The organism is Mesorhizobium sp. M1004 (genome assembly GCF_040318795.1).
GTDB lineage: Bacteria > Pseudomonadota > Alphaproteobacteria > Rhizobiales > Rhizobiaceae > Mesorhizobium.
The window spans coordinates 290823-309218 of sequence record NZ_JAMYNB010000007.1 but is presented as its reverse complement, the minus strand read 5'-3'; the positions used below and the strand labels follow the sequence as shown (position 1 = coordinate 309218).

The following is an 18396-nucleotide window of genomic DNA, read 5'->3' as shown; positions in this document are numbered from 1 at the left end:
CCTCGGCGAAGCCGAAGCGCTTCAGGCGCGCATTCGCTCGAAGTTCGCGTCAAAGAGCGGCGCTGCCTGAACGCGCGCCGCGTGGCGCTTGCCCAAAAGTTCGATTTCGAAGCCGTCGCTCTTGTCTGCGATCTCCTTCGGCACATAGCCGATGGCGACGGATTTCTTCGAGTGATGCGCATAGCCGCCCGACGTTACCCAGCCGCGCACCGCGCCATCGTACCAGATCGGCTCGTCGCCGATGACATCGGCATCGTCGGCATCGAGGATAAATGTGCGCAGCCTGAGCTTGCCGCCCTGCTTGCGCTCGGCAAGAGCGCCGGTTTTACCGATGAAATCGGCATCCTTGCCATAGGCGACGAAACGGTCGAGCCCGGCCTCCAGCGGCCCGTAGATCGGCCGGTATTCGCGCGCCCATGAGCCGTAGTTTTTCTCCAGCCGCAGCGCATTGAGCGCGCGCGAGCCGAACAGGCCGAGGCCGAATTCCTCGCCTGCCGCCATCAACGCCTGGAAGGCAGCGCGCTGATATTCCGGCGCCACCCAGATCTCGTAGCCGAGATCGCCGGTGTAGCTGACGTGGCCGACCAGGCACGGCGCCGTGCCGATGTCCATTTTCGCGACCGCCATGAACGGGAATGCAGTGTTGGCGACATCCGCGCGGCTGGCCTTTGCCAGCACCTCCCTCGCCTTAGGCCCCGCAATGGCGAGGCCGGTCAGCCTCTGCCCCAGCGCCTCTATGCGCACTGAGCTATCCGCAGGTAAATGCGCCTCGAACCAGCGCATATGATATTGCTCGGCAATGCCGGAGCCGGCGATGAACCACTCGGTCCCGTTGGAATTGGGGGCACCGATACTGGCCAGCGTGAAATCGCCGATGAGCTTGCCGTCGTCCTTCAACATCGGCGCCAGCGTCATGCGGCCTGGCTTGGGCAACTTGCAGGCAAAGATCCGGTCGAGCCAAGCGGCCGCCCCCTCGCCCGTCACCTTGTATTTGGCGAAGTTCGAAATCTCCGCCAGGCCGACGCTCTCACGAACCGTCGCGACCTCATTGGCGACATGGGAAAAATCGCTGGAACGCCGCCACGAGAACTCGTCCCTGACGCCCTCGGGCGCATACCACAGCGGCACTTCCAGCCCATAGGACACACCCCATTGCGCGCCCTTGGCCGACAGCAAATCGTAGATCGGCGTCGTCTTCAGTTGCCGCCCGGCGGGCAGCTCCTCATTGGGAAAGCGGATCGAGAAGCGGCGCGAATAATTCTCGCGCACCTTGGCGTTGGTGTAGGCCATCGTCGCCCAGTCGCCGTAGCGCGCCACATCCATGGCCCAGATGTCGGCGCCGGGATCGCCCTCGATCATCCAGTTGGACAGCGCCAGCCCGACGCCGCCGCCTTGTGAAAAGCCCGCCATGACGCCGCAGGCGACCCAGAAGCCCGGAAGGCCGCGCACCGGCCCGACCAGCGGATTGCCATCCGGCGCGAAGGTGAAGGGCCCGTTGATGATCTGCTTGATGCCGGTCCTCTCGAAGGCCGGGAAATGCCTGAAGCCGACTTCGAGCGACGGCGCGATGCGGTCGATGTCCGGCTCCAGCAGTTCATGGCCGAAATCCCAAGGCGTCTGGAACTCGGACCACACCTTGTTGGCCTTCTCATAGGTGCCCATCAGCATGCCGCCGCGCTCCTGGCGCAGGTAAAGCTCGCCATCGAAATCGACGGCATGGATGATCTCGGTCCCGGTCTTGGCGTTCCACGCCGCCACCTCGGGCATATCCTCGGTGATCAGGTACATGTGCTCCATTGCCAGCACCGGCAGCTCCAGCCCGACCATGCGGCCGACCTCGCGCGCCCATAACCCGCCGGCATTGACGACATGCTCGGCCACCACTTCGCCCTTGTTGGTGATGACGCGCCACATGCCGTCGGGCCGGCGCACAATGTCCTCGACCTTGGTGAAGCGCTCGACCTCGGCGCCCAGTTTCCGCGCGGCCTTGGCATAGGCATGCGTAACGCCAGAGGGATCGAGATGGCCGTCCTCCTTGTTGCGGACGGCGCCGACGAATTGTTTCGGGTCGAGCAGCGGCATCAGCTCGGCCGCTTCATTGGCCGATATCTCCTCGAGGTCGATGCCGAGGTAACGCCCCTTGGCGACGACGCCGCGCAGCCAGTCGAGCCGCGCCTCGGTTGCCGCCAGAAGCACGCCGCCGGTCAGATGTACGCCGGTCGCCTGTCCCGACAGCTCCTCGATCTCCTTGTAGAGCGAGATCGTGTATTTCTGCAGCTTGGCGACGTTGGGGTCGCCATTGATCGTGTGCATGCCGCCGGCCGCATGCCAGGTCGAGCCGGAGGTCAGCTCGTCGCGCTCCAAAAGCACGACATCCGTCCAGCCATGACGCGCCAGATGGAACAGCACGGAGCACCCGACGACGCCACCGCCAATGACCACGACCTTTGCATGCGATTTCATGAGTTTTGCTCTGTTATCAATGAGTTGAGGAGATAAGGTGAATCAGAAAGGCAGCGCCGCGCGCCGATGTTGAAAAAGTCATGGCTCGCCCTGCCCGATCGCTTCCTTGCGCCTGGCCATGTATGCCTCCAGCGCCTCGCGCACGGCGATGTCCATCACCGGCTCGACATAGTCTTCCAGCGCCTTCTTCCACAGCCGCGTCGCGCGCGCCGTGGTGTCGAGGCCGCCGGCCTCCTGCCATGCCTCGTAATTCTGCCAGTTGGACAGTATCGGCTGGTAGAAGGCGGTGGCATAGCGTTCCAGCGTGTGCGGTTCGCCGAAGAAATGGCCGCCGGTCGGCACCGCGCCCAGCGCCTCGACCGCAAGCTCCGCCTCGTCGACGACGATCGGGCGCAAGAACTCCATCATGTGCTGGATCATCTCGACATCAATGATGAGCTTTTCGAACGATGCCGTCAGCCCGCCCTCCTGCCAGCCGGCGGCATGATAGACGAGGTTGCCGTGGCCGAGCACAGCGCCCCACAGCGCCATCAGCGTCTCGTAGGCGCCTTGCGCGTCCGCCGCATTCGATGCCGACCCCGGTGTCGTGCGGTAGGGCAGATTGTAGCGCCGCGCCAATTGCCCCGAGGCGATGTTGGCCTTGGTGTTCTCCGGCGTTCCGAAGGCCGGCGCGCCCGACTTCATGTCGACGTTGGAGGTGAAGGCGCCGTACATCACCGGCGCGCCGGGGCGCACCAGTTGCGTCAGCACCACGCCGAACAGCGCCTCGGCATTCTGCTGCGCCAGGGCGCCGGCGAGCGTCACCGGGCTCATCGCGCCCATCAGCGTGAACGGCGTCACCGCCACCGACTGGCCGAACTCAGCCATGGTCATCAGCCCTTCGGCCATCATCTCGTCGAAACGCCGCGGCGAGTTGACCGAGGTGATGGTGGCAATGCCGGGATCATCGCGCATCTCGTCCAGCGTCAGCCCGCGCGCGATTGCCATCATCTCGATGCCGTCCAGCGCCCGGCCTCGTCCGATCGCCGAGACATGGAACGATTTGTCGGTCAGCGTCAGGTTGGTGAAATAGGTATCCATGTGCCTGGTGTTGGCCGGCAGTTCCACCGGCGCGCAGACCTGGTTGCCGAGCATGTGGATGCAGTTGAAATGCTGCGCCAGCCGGGTCAGATCGGCATAGTCGTGCAAGTTTCCAGCGCGCCGGCCGCGCTCCATGTCGTGCACATTGGGCGGCCCGGCGACGAGGGTGAAATTGATCGTGTTGCCGCCGAGATGAATGGTGTTGGCGGGGTTGCGCGGCGTCAGCCGATAGCTGGACTGCGTGGTCTTCAGCGCCTCGGCGACAAGGCCCCGGTCGATGCGGACATTCGCGGTCGCATGGTCGACTTTTGCGCCCGCCTTCTCGAACAGCGCCAGCGCCCGCTGAGACATCACCTCGATGCCGAAATTTTCCAGAATATGCATCGACGCCTGGTGGATCGTTTCGACCTGGTCGACTGAGAGCATCGCCATCGGCGGATAGGGATTGGTCACCCGCCGCAGTGGAAGTTGCGGGATGGCGGCGGGCCCCCGGTTGCTGGTTCGCTCCGCGCCGCGCTTGCGTCTTGGTTCATTCATGCCTGGCATCAGAGCGCCGGCATCCGGACATCGCTGTCAGAAATCCGCCCTTCGCGGACGTGATTTTAGCCAAGGCGGCATTTTTGAATTCTGACGGAGATAAAGGCGACGCGAAAGGTCGGAATAATGATACAGGCCCACTGAGCGCAGCCAGGCCGGCAAGCCGTTAAGAAACGCCGCAAGATTCCTTTTATGATTTCGGCCTATTCGTTTTCCAATGCGTAGTTCGAGTTTGAGTAAAATTGTAGCGGTTGGCGTGCTGCTGGCTTTGCCGGCCTGCGCGACGCCGCCCAACCATATCAACGATGTCTGCGCCGTCTTCGACCAGAACGACGGCTGGTTCGACAACTGGCAGTCGGCCGCCGAGCGCGCCTCGCAGAAATACGGCGTCCCCGTCCCCGTGCTGATGGCGACGGTGCGCAAGGAATCCGGTTTCAAGAGCAATGCCAGGCCGCCGCGTACCAAACTGCTCGGCTTCATTCCGTGGAAACATGCCTCGTCGGCCACCGGTTTCTCGCAGGCGCTCGACGGCACCTGGTCGCAATATCAGAGCGAAACCGGCAGCTGGGCGGCGCGGCGGACCAAGTTTGCCGATGCCGTCGATTTCGTCGGCTGGTATCATTCCAAGACATCAGACACGTTCGGCGTCGCCCGCAACGACACCTACAATCTCTATCTCGCCTACTATCTCGGCTGGACCGCCTACGGCCGCGGCAACCGTGGCGATGCCGGCGTGCAGGGCTATGCCAGGGCGACCGAAAAGATGGCCCGCGACTATGCCGAACAGCTGCAGCAATGCGGCAGCTGACGTTGCCAAGCGGTCTTGCAGCCACGCAGTTTGCGATCGAAGCAGAACTCAGCCATTCATTCGCTTGGGATCAGGTGGAGGATCGACCTCCCTCCCTTTACCGCTGCCGTCGACAGCTTTCGGTCAAACGTCGCCAATTGGCCGTCACGCGCCTTGGCGAGTCCCAACAGATAGCTATCCGTTACCTGTGCCGGGGTGAGGATCCTGGCTGCATCGATGTCGTTGGAACCGACAAGGCTGATCTCGTCAGGCCAGAACTGATGTCCTGAAAGGGCATGCAGCTTGCCGACAATCTGCGCCACCACGGCGGGCGAACCCGGAGAATTGGGGTATTTCGGGTTGCTTACAATCCTGATGACGCCATTCTCGGTAATGGGACATGTTGCCCATGATAAATGCCCGGTGGATTGAAACCACCGATGGGCATCTTCATGCGCGACGTGAGCCGGATCGATCAACGCAATCAAGACATTGACGTCGAGCAGGAAGGTCACGGCAATTCGTCGCGAAGCGCATTGACCATTTCGAGATCGACCATCGGGCCGTCGGGCCGCGATGCAAGCAAGGGGATGCCGTTGCGTTCACCGCCGGTCGGTGGCCTGCGCAGTGAGCGGCGAGCCAGATCGGAAATGACATCGCCAACGCTGCGATCCTGCTGTCGCGCCATGGCCTTGGCCGCAAGTAGGACATCGTCATCGATTGCAAGTGTGGTTCTCACAATATGCTCCCTATCGCGCATCAAACATCACGCATCACATAAAGCAATGGACAGCAATATTCAAGCGAACGTAGCCTGTCGTTCCTTGAGCTATGGCGACGCTGCGGCAATGCGCCAACGAGCGGCATTGCCTCTATGGCTGGTCAGCTCGGCTTCTTGCCATGCGGGCGCTTCGGCGGTTCGCCGGCGAAACCGGGGCCGATCCCATCCGGTGCGTCTTCCGGCACGCCCTCATGCGCTGCGTGTTCCCTGTCGAACTTGATCACCGGCTCCATCGTCGCCAGCACATCGTCCGACAGCCAGCACAGGCTCATATGGCCATCGCCGAGATGCTTCACCGGCGGCACCTTGGTCTCGCACAGATTGTCCGGCACCAGCCTCTTGTAGCCGCAGCGCGTCTGGAACGGGCAGCCGCTCGGCGGGTTCATCGCCGACGGGATATCGCCTTCGAGCACGATGTGCCGTTTGACCACGCTGGTGTCGGCGATCGGGATAGCCGACAGCAGCGCCTCTGTGTAGGGGTGATAGGGTGGCGCGAAGATCTGGTCGGTCGTGCCCTGCTCGACGATGTAGCCGAGATACATGACGACGACCCGGTCGGCGATGTAGCGCACGACGGACAGATCGTGGCTGATGAACAGCATCGTCGTCTTGTTCTTGCGCTGGATGTCCATCAGCAGCTCGGTCACCGCCGCCTGCACCGAGACGTCGAGTGCCGACACCGGCTCGTCGGCCACCACCACCTTGGCATCGCCGGCAAAGGCACGCGCCACGCCGATGCGCTGCTTCTGGCCGCCTGAGAGCTGACGCGGCTTGCGCGTCTCGAAGGCCCGCGGCAGCTTCACCAGGTCGAGCAGCTCCAGCATGCGCTTGCGCCGCTCGGCGACATTGTTGCCGACTTTGAATTTTTCCAGCGTGCGGATGATCTGCGAACCGACGGAGTGGCTGGGATTGAGTGTATCGAACGGGTTCTGGAACACCATCTGGATCGACGACACCGTTTCGACGCTGCGCTTCTCGATGCCGGTCGACTGGATCTCCTTGTTGCCCAGCGTCACTGTGCCGGCACTTGCCGTCTCCAGCCCCAGCAGGACCTTGGCCAGTGTCGACTTTCCGCAGCCGGACTCGCCGACAATGGCGACGGTCTCGGATTCGCGCGCCATGAACGAGATCGTCTCATTGGCCTTGACCACGCGGCCTTCGCTGGAGCCGAACACTTCGCTGCCGCCGACCTTGTAGTATTTTCTCAAATCCTCGATCTTGAGCACCGGGGCGCCGGGCACGACCTTCTCATTGACCTTCTTGGCGCCGGGCGGCAGCGCTTCCCAGTCGATCTCGTTGAAGCGCACGCAGCGCGAGAAATGCCCTTCGTGACCGGCGACCTCGATCATCGGGATTTCGGCGGCATTGCAGACGCCCTCGACGAAATGGTGGCAGCGCGGCCCGAAATTGCAGCCCTTGGGCCGCTCATGCGGCAGCGGCAACTGGCCGGGGATAGAGATCAGCGGCCGCGAATTCTTGTCGGCGCCCGGCAGCGGGATCGAACGGAACAGCCCTTGCGTATAGGGATGGCGCATCCGGTCGAAGACGTCCTTGATCTTGCCGGTCTCGACCGCTTCGCCCGAATACATCACCGTGATGCGGTCGCAGGTCTCGAGGATGAGGCCGAGATTGTGCGACACGAAGATCATCGACGTGCCGAACTTCTCGCCCAGCCCCTTGACCAGTTCGACGATGCCGGCCTCCACCGTCACGTCGAGCGCCGTCGTCGGCTCGTCGAGCAGAAGCAGCGCCGGTTTCGACAGCAGCGCCATGGCAATGACGATGCGCTGCTGCTGGCCACCGGACAGCTGGTGCGGATAGGAACGCATCATCCGTTCGGGATCGGGCAATCTCACCGAGCGCACCATTTCGAGCGCCCTTTTGTAAGCCTCTTCCTTCGACACCTTGTCGTGGATCAGCGGCACTTCCATCAATTGCTGGCCGACCTTCATCGCCGGATTGAGGCTCGCCATCGGCTCCTGGTAGATCATGGCGATCTTGTTGCCGCGGATGGAGCGCAACTCCTCGTCGGACAGCTCGCCCATGTCCTTGCCCTGGAACTTGATCTTGCCGCCGACGATCTTTCCGATGTTGGAGAGGTCGCGCATGATGCCGAGCGACACGGTCGACTTGCCGCAGCCGGACTCGCCGACGATGCCCATGGCTTCGCCCGGCATCACCGTGCAGGAAAAGTCCATGACGGCAGGGATCTCACCCTTGCGGGTGAAGAAGGAGATCGACAGGTTCTCGATCTCGATGATCGGCGCAGCGCTTGGCCCAAGGGTCGGGTTGCCGGGATTTCGAACTGCCTCATTCATGGGTCGCTCCAATCCTATTTTCATGCTCGCGGCGCCGAAACCCGCAGATCAGTCTTTCATCGATTGTTCGCGCAGCGAGTCGGCAAGCAGGTTCAAGCCCAGCACGAACGACATCAGCGCGATCGTCGGCGGCAGCGCCGGGTGGATGAATGAGCGCAGCAGGCGGCTGGCGTCCTTGATCGCGGTGCCCCAATCCGGGCTCTCCGGCGCCAGGCCCAGCCCGAAATAGCCGAGCGTGCCGAGCAGGATCGTGGTGTAGCCGATGCGCAGGCAGGCATCGACGATCAGCGGTCCGCGCGCATTGGGCAGGATCTCCCACAGCATGATGTACCAGGGCGATTCACCGCGCGTCTGCGCCGCCGCCACATAGTCGCGCGTCTTGATGTCCATCACCAGGCCGCGCACGATGCGGAATACGCCGGGGCTGGAGGCGAACACCACCGCCACGAAGATGTTGAGCTGGTTGGGATCGATGTGGATGATCTTGAACGGATCGGCGTCGAACACCAGGCCGGCATAGACCCAGCCGCCGATGATCAGCGTCAGCCCGAGCAATATATAGAGGCGGTCCGGCCGGTTCTTGTAGCGGGTCCAGAACAGCACCGAAAAGAAGATGATCGGGAACAGGAAGAACAGCCCGGCCATGGCGTAGGGGATCGGCGTATCCATGATGCCCGGCGTCACCAGCAGGTAAAACAGCAGGATCACCGGGAAGGCCAGCACCAGATTGGCCAGGAACGACAGCACGGTGTCGATCCGGCCGCCATAGTAACCGGCGGGCAGACCGAGCGTGATGCCGACCATCAGCGCGAAACCGGTCGCCGCCGGCGCGATGATCAGCACGATCTGGCTGCCATAGACCATGCGCGAAAAGACGTCGCGGGCGAGCTTGTCGCCGCCGAAATAGTAGATGAGTTTCGATACCGGCTCGAGCGCGCCCGGCAGCGCATCCTTCATGATCGGGACCTGGGCGAGCGGATCGAAGGGCGCGACGGTCGACGCGAAGATTGCCGTGAACAGCCAGAACAGGCAGATGCCGACACCGACTATGCCGACGCCGCTATCGAACAACTGGCCGTAGAGGCCGAGCCTTTTCTTGTAGGTGAAGCTCGCCCCCATCACCAGGGCAAGCCCTAACCAGACCGGCCAGAAACGCCCAATCACGCCGAGCACGACATTGAAGGCACCGATATATTCGACCTGCATCTGCCCCAGCCCCCTATTGAACTCTGATACGCGGATTGAGGAACGCGTAGCCGACATCCGAGATGAGCTGCGTGATCAGCACGATGAACACCGAGACCAGTGAACAGCCAAGCAGCAGATCGATGTCGTTGTTGCCGGCGGCCTCGACCAGCGTGTAGCCAAAGCCCTGGTAGCGGAACATCACCTCGACGATGACGACGCCGGTAAGCAGCCAGGGAAATTGCAGCATGATGACGGTGAACGGCGCAATCAGCGCATTGCGCAGCGCGTGCTTGACGACGACGCTGCCGAAGGAAAGCCCTTTCAGCCGGGCGGTGCGGATATATTGCTGCGTCATCACCTCGACCATCGAGGCGCGTGTCATGCGGGCGATGTAGCCGATGCCGTAGATCGCCAGCGTCATCACCGGCAGGGTGAAATTGTAGAAGGTGATGCCCTGGCTTGCCGAGGCGGCCGAACCGTTCAGCCAGCCGAGCCAGGAGGCGAAGATGACGGTGAAGATGACGCCCGACACATATTCTGGCGTCGCCGTCGACGCGATCGATGCGACGGACAGCGTTCGGTCCGTTCGCGAGCCCTCGCGCATGCCGGCCAGGATGCCGATCAGCAGCGAAATCGGCACCATCACCAACAGCACGCAGAGCATCAGGATACCGGTGGCGGCGAGTGCGGGGAAGAGCTTTGACGCAACGGAGGTTTTGAACTTGGTCGAGCAGCCGAAATCACCTTCCAGGATGCCGGAGAATTTCGGCTCCAGCGGATCGTTGCAGAAGGAGAAACGCTGCGTCGGCTTGCCGGTCGCCGGATCGGTCACCGGTTGCTTCGGGACGACGCCCAGCCATTGCCCGTAGCGCACGAAGAAGTTCTGCCGGTAGCCATGGTTGACCAGCCAGCTTTCGAGCTGTTCGGCCGATGTGTGCATTTCGGTCTGGCTGATCGCCAGCTTCTTCAAATTCGGCTCGAGGTTGATCAGGAAGAAGACGATCATCGTCAGGCACAGCATCGTCAATGCCATGGTGCCGAGACGCCGGATTACGAAAGAAAGCATGGCGGTCCCCTGCCGGTCTGGTTGGGGTTGGAGCCAGTTCGAAAAACCAGCTTTGCCGTTGCCGGCAGAGTTGGCCGTCAAATCGGCACTCGGATGCAATCAACCCAGTTTTATTGAACGGTCTTTCAGGAGAGTCCGCAACTTTTTGCTGCGGCGGCTTCCGGTTCTGGGCCATGCGAGGCGTGACGGGAAGGAGCGAAGCGCCCCTTCCCTGACGTTCCAATCACGCCTGGTCGAGCCAGACCTTGCCGTAGTCGCGCTCGAAGGTCGGATGCATCTTGTAATTCTGCACCGCCTTGACCGAGTGGCTGTAGAGCTTGCGCCAGTATGGCTGGATCATGATGCCGGAATCCTGCAGGATCTGCTCGATGTCCTTCATCATTTCCTTGCGCTTGGCCGCATCGGCGACGGCCAATGCTGCATTGAGCTTGGCATCCCATTCGGGGTTGGAATAGGCCGACTCGTTCCACGCCTCGCCAGTGCGATAGCCGATCGCCAGAACCTGAACGCCGAGCGGGCGCATGTTCCAGTTGGTCATCGACAGCGGGTACTTGGTCCAGTCGTTCCAGAACGTCGAGCCCGGCAGCACCGTGCGCTTTACCTTGAGGCCGGCGTCGCGCATCTGCGCGGCGATGGCGTCGCCGGTATTCTTGTGCCAGTCTTCGTCGACCGTGATCAGCTCATGCTCGAAGTCGGCCTGGCCGGCTTCCGCCATCAGCGCCTTGGCCTTGGCCGGATCGCGAGCGACTTTGGGCAGCTCGTAATATTCCGGGTGGATTTGGCAGACATGGTGGTTTTCAGCCACCGTGCCGGCATTTCCGTAGCCAAGCTGCAGGACGACATTGTTGTCGACCGCGAGTTGCAGCGCGTTGCGTACCTTCTGGTCGCCGTAAGGCTTGTTGTTGATGTTGGTGCGGCACACGATGGTCGACGCGGTGACGATTTCGGACTTGACCAGGTCCAGTCCGTCGAGGATTGACACATAGTCGGCCGAGGTCTCGAAATTGGTATGGACTTCGCCGGCCTCGAAGGCACTGACCATGGCTGCCGGATCGGTGCCGTAGTCGACGAATTCGATGCCGTCGAGGAACACCTCGCCGTCCCACCACTTGTTGTCCTCGCGGCGCTTGTAGACCACCTTCTGGCCGACATCGTAGGAGACGAGCTCGAACGGGCCGGTACCGATCGGGCAGGCTTTGAAGTCGCCGCCCTTCTCGTCGAAGCTCTTGTGCACGATGAGGCCGGGATAGTCGCACATGTTCGGAATGAGCGCGATGTCAGCCTTGCCGAGCTTCAGCTTGACGGTGTGGTCGTCAACCTTGGTCACGGCGCTTTCGTCGAGCTTGTCGTCCTTGACCAGCGTGCCGAGACGGCCAGGCATGGAATTGCCCTCGGCCTTCTTGTCGGCCCAGCGCTTGAGATTGAAGATGACGTCATCGGCGGTGAAGGCATCGCCATTCGACCAGGTCACACCCTTGCGCACATGCAACGTGTACTCGGTGGCGTCGTCGTTGACCTCCCAGCTCTCCAGAAGGTACGGGCGGAACGTGTATTCGCTGGTGTACTTGACCAGCGGCTCAAGCGCCTGACGCTCGGCATTGGCGATTTCCGACCAGTCGGCCTTGCGCGGATCCTTGGGATCCTTGACCCATTGCGCGACTTTAAGGATGCCGCCCTTCTTGCCCTGCACCTCTTCGGCCCTGGCTTGGGTCGGCACGGCTACGCCGAGCATGCCGTAGGCCATCGCAGTCGACGCGCCGAACACGCTCGCCATGGCGAGGAACTCGCGGCGATCGACTTTGCCTGCCTTGGCTTCTTCGGCCATGGCCAGGATGTGATCGGGAACGCGATCGCCATTACTCTTGTAATTTGTCATACCTTAACTCCCATTGTTGGCTTTCCGCCTTTTAACATTCCGCATCCCTGCCGTGATGTCAAAGACGGCATGGCTACGGAACCTGTTAGGGAATGTGCAACTTTGAAAAGGGAGCGGTTCGCGTGATAACGACAGACTTGGCGCAAAAGTGCTAGCGCGCCCAGATTCCGCCGGAATCTGCTTAGGCGAGTAATTGATACATTTGGGCGGGTTGAGACAGCGCCAGTTCCGGTGGCGGTAAGGGCCAGGAACTCAATATTCCTTTTCGTAGAATATGCCGCCCTTGGCCTCGCCGCCATCATTGGCCTCGCCGCGCAGCTTGACGCCGCGTCCGACATTGAGGTCGATCGTCGCCTTGCCCGACCCTGGCCTGTCGCCTTTCTGGATCGTCACATAGGTGCGGTCATTGAGGTACTTGCCCGCCGACACGGCGGTGCCGCCCTGGTCATCGGTGGTCACATCCAGGTCGTCGACGCCGATTGCACTGCGCAGGTTTTCGAGCAGCGAGGTCGAGCCGCCGACGCCGGCCAGTTGGCCGGCGGCCTCGGCCAGCTGCGCGATCTGCAGCGGCGACAGGTTCGACATAGAGCGGCCGAAAATCAGCTGCGCCAGCACCTCGTCCTCGGGCAGCGCCGGCACCGATGAGAAGTCGAATTTCGGATTGGTCGCTTCGCCCGAGACGACGATGGTGACGGTGGCGCTGGTCGTGGTCGATGTCGCGGTCAAGTTGAGGTAGGGCACCAGCGAGCCCGAAAAGCCGACCGTGCCTTCGGTAAAGGTCAGCCGCTTGCCGAGGATCGACAGCCGCCCACGCTGCAAGGTGAAGGTGCCGACCGCCTGCGGCGAAGCCGCCGGGCCGGTCAGCCTCAGCGAACCGCCGAACTCGGCATCGACGCCCCTGCCCTGGATGAAGATCTGGTTCGGCGCATTGACCGTGACGTCGAGGACAAGCCCACTGCCGCCACCACCGCTGGCCGCCGCCGGTCGCAAGGCCTTGTCCTGCGCCCGCACGGAGGCGGGCGCGTTCTTGTGCTTGACACCGAGCGCTGCCAGCGAGCCCGGCAGCTTATCGGGAACGGTGATGACGGTCTTGGCCAGATTGACGGTGCCCGAAATCACCGGCGCCGAGGTGAGCGGCCCCTTGATGGTCAGGTCGCCGCCGAGATTGGCTGTCACCACCCTGCCGTCGGTATAGCGGCCGTCAACCAGCTTGATAGACAAATCGGCTGGGAAACCTTGCGCCGGATTGATGCCGAGGGTGCCGGAGGCCGACAGGCTGCCGCGTGTCGACAGCGTGCCGGTCAGCCGGTTGATCCGGGCAACGCCGTTGCCGATCGAAATGTCGGCGGCAATGTCGTTGACGGCAAGGCCGGAGCGCGCGTCGACCAGGCGGGCGCCCGACGTGCTGACCGTGCCGCCGATCACCGGCGACGCCGCCGGGCCGCGCATCTGGATATTGACGTTGGCGGTGCCGCTGAGCGACAGGCCTTGCGCCGCAAGCTTGGCGGCCAGGAAGGAAAATGGCACCTTGCCGTTGAAGTCGAGCACCAGCGCTGGTGTGCCGGCCGTCGTCACCGTACCGCCGCCCTTGAGGCCAAGCCCGGCGCCGTCGCTGATGTCGGCGTTGAAGGTGAGCTTCTTGCCGGCAAATGTTCCCGACGAAGAGATATTCATGCCGCCAAGACCGGCGCTGCGCGTCTGCGAGGTCTGCACCCCGCCGGCATCGATATCGAAGGCGACAGCCGGATTGCCCAACGCGCCCGTCACCTTCACAGTCCCTGAAATCGAACCGGCGGCCTGGAGGCCCGGCGAAAAACTGTTGGCCAGCGAAGCCGGCACCTTCGACAGCGCGGCACTGATGTCGAGTGCCTGCCCGACCTTGCCGGTCACCGTCGCCGTGCCGCCACCGAGATTGAGCACCAGCTTGTCCAGCGTCGTTGTGCCGTTGGCGATGCTGACGGTCGAGGCCTGGGCGATGGCCGCCTTGATGCCCTGCACCGTGGCCTGGCCGGAAGCGAGTTCGATGGTGGTGGTGCCGCCAGCCACCTTTATCCTGCCCGCAGCCTTCGCCGGAATGCCCTTGACGGTGGCGCCGCCGGAAAACCCGGTCCAGTCGCCGTCGCGCTTCAAATCGACATCGATGCCGCTGATGGCGGTGCCGCCGGAAATGACGCTGTCGGCGCGAATTTTGCCCGAGATGACCGGCGCGGCGAGATAGTTGGCGACCAGCGCATCGATCGACACCGTCTTCGCCTGCAGGTCGCCGCGCGTAATCGAAGCGGTCGCAGCCTTGACGGCGACGTTCGGGCCATCCGCGGTCTTTGAGAAGGCGATGGTGCCGCGCACGTCGCCTTCGGCCTTTTCCAGCGCCAGCGCCGCCAGGGGCCCGATATCCGGCAGGTCGAGCGCGATGGTGCCGACCGGCACGAAAGCCTCGTCGAGCGCAAGGTCGCCGGAAATCTTGTTCTTGCCGAGCGACAGCAGCAGGCCGTTGATGGCGCTCTTGCCGTCCGCCGTCGCCAGCACCGCGCTGCCTTGCAGCGCCTGCCCAGCAACATTGCCGGTCAGTTGCACATTGGCCGCCGGATTGGCGGCATCGGCCTTGCCGGTGGCGGTCAGCTTCAACCCGGTGATTTCGCGTTCCGCCACGAGAAGCCGGTCGCTGCTGACCGTCAGCGACAGATCCGGGGCCAGGCTGGGCCCCTGCGCGTTGAGTGCAAAGCTGATCGCGCCTTTGGCATCTTTCGACAACAGCGAGATGTCGGCCAGTGCACCCTTGATATTTGCGCTAAGCTTGTTGTCGGCGAGGCTGGCCTGACCGTCCGCGGTCAGTGCGCCCGACGCCAGCGTGACCGGATTGGCGCTGACATTGCCATTGGCATCCCGCTTCAGCGTGGCGCTGAGCTGCGTGCGCTCTGCCAGCACGCTGCGCGCCGCCGCCGGCAACGCCGCCGACAGCACGTCGGCGTTGAGGTTGAGGTCGATTGCTCCATCGGCAAAGCCGACACGGCCATTGAAGGCGCTGCCCAGCGCATCGCCCTGCACCGAGCCGCTGTCGATGGTGATCGCATCGGCCGCCAGGCTGCCCGCGACCTTGGCGGTGACTTTGCCGGCGATCAGCGGTGCGATGGTCGGATTGTCCAGACCGATCTTGTCCGCCGTCACCGTGCCCGAGATCGGACCGGTGCGGCTTCTCAGATCAAATGCATCGGAATGCAGCGCAAGCGCAATGCCCTCGACCTTGGCGTCATCCGTCGCCACCGAAGGCAGTACCGCCGAGATGTCGAGCTTGGCTTGCGCAGCCTGCCCGGCCGCCTTCACCGACAGCGCCTGCAATTCGAGCTTGATCGGGCTTTCCGCGCTGCCCAGCGTCAACGGCAGGCTCGGACCGGACGATGTCAGATCGAGCGCGAAATCGCTGGCGCCGTTCGGGTTGACGGTGCCGGCGGCCTTGCCGGAGATTTTTTGGCCCGACAGCGTCGCCTGATCCAGCACGACGCCGCCGGCCGTCGAATAGCTGCCGGCCGCATCGACATCGAGCGGTCCGAGCCCGGCCTGACGGGTCTGGCTGGTCTCGGCGCCAGCCAGTTTTGCATTAAAGCGAATGTCGGGATTTGCTGACGGCCCGGTGATTTGCGCCGTGCCGTCGAGCGTGCCCGCGGCATCGAGGCCGGGCGAAAAGCCATTGGCAAGCGCAGCCGGCAGCGCCGAGAAGGTCGCCGCCAGATCGAGCGTCTGGCCCACCGTGCCCGACAGCGTCACCGAGCCGCCGCCGAGATCGACTACCAGCCTTTGAATGTTGGTTATGCCATCGGCAATGGTCAGGCTCGACGGCTCGGCGATCGCCACCTTGATGCCGCGCACCGTCGCCTCGCCGGACGCGATCTCGACGCTGGTCGCGCCCCCGGCAATCTTCGCCCGCCCGGCAGCTGTCGCCGGAATGCCTGATATGGTTGCGCCGCCGGTGAAATTCGTCCAGTCGCCGTCACGCTTGAGGTCGACGCCGATGCCACTGACGACGGTCGTTCCCGAGGTCACGCTCTCGGCCTTGATCGTGCCGGAGATCGCAGGGCTGTTGAGATAGTTGGCGATCAGTGCGCTGACGGTGACTGCCTTGGCTGCCACATCACCGCGCGCGATCGACACGCTGGCTGCATTGATGGTGACAGTGGGAGCCTCGCCGTCTTTGGCGAACACCACGGTGCCGCCGATATCGCCGGCCGCCGTCTGCCCGGCCAGCGACGCCAGCGGCGCGATATCGGGGGCGGAGATCGTCAGCGTCCCCAGCGGCAGGAATTTTTCATCGAGCGTGAGGTCGCCCGACACCTTGTTGTCGCCCAGCGCTACGCTGAGCCCCTTGATGGAGCGCTTGCCATCGCTCGTCACCAGCGCCGCCTTGATGGCGAGCGGCTGTTCGTCGACCGCGCCGGTCAGCGAGACATCTGCGGCCGGGCTCACAATGTCGGCCTTGCCCGATGCGGTCAGCTTGATGTCCTTGACGGTGCGGCCGGAGGCCGTCAAGCTGGCACTGTCGGCCGAAACCGAGAAATCCGGTGCGTTGCGCGCGCCGCTTGCCGTCAGCGCGAAATCGACCCCGCCGGCGATCGGCACGCCGACCAGCGAAGACAGCACCGAGACGTCGCCGAGCTTGCCCTTGATGTCGGCCTGGATATCGCTGCCTTGCGCGCTGGCGGTGCCGCTGGCGCTCAGCGAACCGGAAGTGAGTTCGATCGAGTTGGCGGCGAAAGAGCCCTGCGGATCGCGCGTCGCGGTCGCCGAGAATTTGACCCGTTCGCCAAGCAGTGAACTGATCTGCGGCGGCAGCGCCGTCGACACCGCATCGGCATTCATCTTGAGCGTCATGGCGAGGTCGGCCAGCGCCACCTTGGCCGTCAGCCCGGCATTGAGCGCATCGCTGCGCAGCGTACCCTCATCGAGCGAGATCTCATCCTTGCTGATCGAGCCGGAAAGAGAGGCCGTCAGCTTGCCGGTGACCAGCGGGGCCAGCGTCGCGACGTCGGTCTTCAGCCCGGCCGCCGCCAGCGACACGCTGACCGGGCCGCTGCGGTTCTCGATGTCGAAACCGTCGGAATGGATCCGCGCATCGAGATTGTTCACCTGAGAACCGCCCGCAACCACCGAGACGAGCGAAGCGCTGGCGTCAATCATCGGCGCCTTGCCGTCACCGAAGGCGCGCGCGGTCACATTGTTGATGGCCACCATGATCGGCTGCGCCTGGGTACCGGCATTGACCGTGACCGGCTTGGCTTTGACCACGAGTTCGACCGAAAGGTCGCTGGCGCCGTTGGGGTCGACCATGCCGGCAGCGGTACCATGAACTGCGTCGCTCTCGATCGCAGCGCGCTCGATGTCGACGCCGCCGGCCGCGGTCGCGGTGCCGGCTAGGTCGAAGCTGGTCTTGCCGGCAAACAGCGACTTGAACCGTTCCGGGAGGAAGCCTTCGAACGAACCGTCGCCCTTGGCCTCGATCCGGTTGCCCTTGTCGGTGAGCTGGTGCCGGCCGGTGAGCTGGGTAACGATCTGACCGTCGACCATGAAGGTGCCGATGCCGCTCCAGTTGGCCAGCGGCCCGGTGCCCGAGACGACGATGTTGACCGGCGGCGCGCCGGGTAGCTTGAGCAGGTTGGCGATGATGCCGCCGGCCGGCTCGGAAGCCTTGAGATCGAGGTCGAGCTTGTTTTCATCCGGCGCGAAGTGGATGTTGGCGTCGACATTGCCTTGCTTGCCGTCATGGCGGGTAACGTTGAGCACCGTCTGGATCGCCAGTGGCGACGCATCGACCTTGGCCGATCCCTTGGCCGCAAGTTCGGCAATGCCGCTGCCGGCAAGTTGCTGGCCGAGCGCGATCTCCGGCAAATCGATCGCTCTGATATCAAGCGAAACCGGCAGGCCGCCCGACCCGCTCTTGCTCGGCTCGGTGCTCGCCACAGGCAGCCGTGCCAATTCTATCCGTTCGGCCGCTATGCGGTCGGCGCTGAAATTCTTCGACAGCAGCGCCAGCGGCGACCAGTCGATGGCCACCTTGCGGGCCACCAGCCAGGCGCCCTCGCGGTCTTCCAGCACGACATGGTCGACCGTCAGCGCGCCGGACCAGATACCGTTAATGCCGCTGACCGTGACTTTGCTGTCCCTTGACGAGGCCATGTCAGAGATGATGCCGGCGAGATTTTCGCGGCCGCGCTCGGTCTTGGTCAGCACGACCAGCGCGCCGATGCCCGCCGCCGCCACGATCAGCAGCGTGTAGAAAAACAGGCGAAGGATGCGTTTCAAAATCTTCAT

The 18396-nt window shown here is 63.4% G+C and carries 10 protein-coding genes; 1 reads left to right on the top strand and 9 read right to left on the bottom strand.

The genetic code is table 11. The annotated features are described in order from the left end of the window. Positions 1–21: 21 nt before the first annotated feature. Entirely contained in the window at positions 22–2463 is a 2442-nt protein-coding gene (locus NKH54_RS17320) for a GcvT family protein (RefSeq protein WP_353028604.1), read from the bottom strand. A 78-nt stretch (positions 2464–2541) separates the two neighbouring features. After that, a complete protein-coding gene (locus NKH54_RS17315) occupies positions 2542–4080 on the bottom strand; it encodes a trimethylamine methyltransferase family protein (RefSeq protein WP_353028603.1) in 1539 nt (512 codons plus the stop codon). A gap of 217 nt (positions 4081–4297) precedes the next feature. Here NKH54_RS17315 and NKH54_RS17310 point away from each other — a divergent pair, with 217 nt between their 5' ends. Next, positions 4298–4888 (top strand): transglycosylase SLT domain-containing protein, encoded by a 591-nt coding sequence (locus NKH54_RS17310; RefSeq protein ID WP_353028602.1) that lies wholly within the window; start codon positions 4298–4300, stop codon positions 4886–4888. A gap of 56 nt (positions 4889–4944) precedes the next feature. On the opposite strand, the gene NKH54_RS17305 is transcribed toward NKH54_RS17310, so the two are convergent. The 7 genes from NKH54_RS17305 to NKH54_RS17275 all read right to left on the bottom strand — a co-directional run bounded on the left by NKH54_RS17305 (position 4945) and on the right by NKH54_RS17275 (position 18396). Continuing rightward, on the bottom strand, positions 4945–5382 hold the full coding sequence (locus NKH54_RS17305) for a TA system VapC family ribonuclease toxin (protein ID WP_023682204.1): 438 nt from the start codon (positions 5380–5382) through the stop codon (positions 4945–4947). Further along, complete coding sequence (locus NKH54_RS17300) at positions 5379–5606, bottom strand: hypothetical protein (protein ID WP_023668191.1); 228 nt, start codon at positions 5604–5606, stop codon at positions 5379–5381. The genes NKH54_RS17305 and NKH54_RS17300 overlap by 4 nt, the downstream gene beginning before the upstream one ends. 143 nt (positions 5607–5749) lie before the next feature. Continuing rightward, entirely contained in the window at positions 5750–7966 is a 2217-nt protein-coding gene (locus NKH54_RS17295; protein WP_023668190.1) for a dipeptide ABC transporter ATP-binding protein, read from the bottom strand. A gap of 48 nt (positions 7967–8014) precedes the next feature. Next, a complete protein-coding gene (locus tag NKH54_RS17290; protein WP_353003103.1) occupies positions 8015–9172 on the bottom strand; it encodes an ABC transporter permease in 1158 nt (385 codons plus the stop codon). A gap of 13 nt (positions 9173–9185) precedes the next feature. After that, a complete protein-coding gene (locus NKH54_RS17285; protein WP_023668188.1) occupies positions 9186–10220 on the bottom strand; it encodes an ABC transporter permease in 1035 nt (344 codons plus the stop codon). A gap of 223 nt (positions 10221–10443) precedes the next feature. Beyond that, complete coding sequence (locus NKH54_RS17280; RefSeq protein ID WP_023668187.1) at positions 10444–12096, bottom strand: ABC transporter substrate-binding protein; 1653 nt, start codon at positions 12094–12096, stop codon at positions 10444–10446. A gap of 252 nt (positions 12097–12348) precedes the next feature. After that, complete coding sequence (locus NKH54_RS17275) at positions 12349–18396, bottom strand: translocation/assembly module TamB domain-containing protein (protein ID WP_352710929.1); 6048 nt, start codon at positions 18394–18396, stop codon at positions 12349–12351.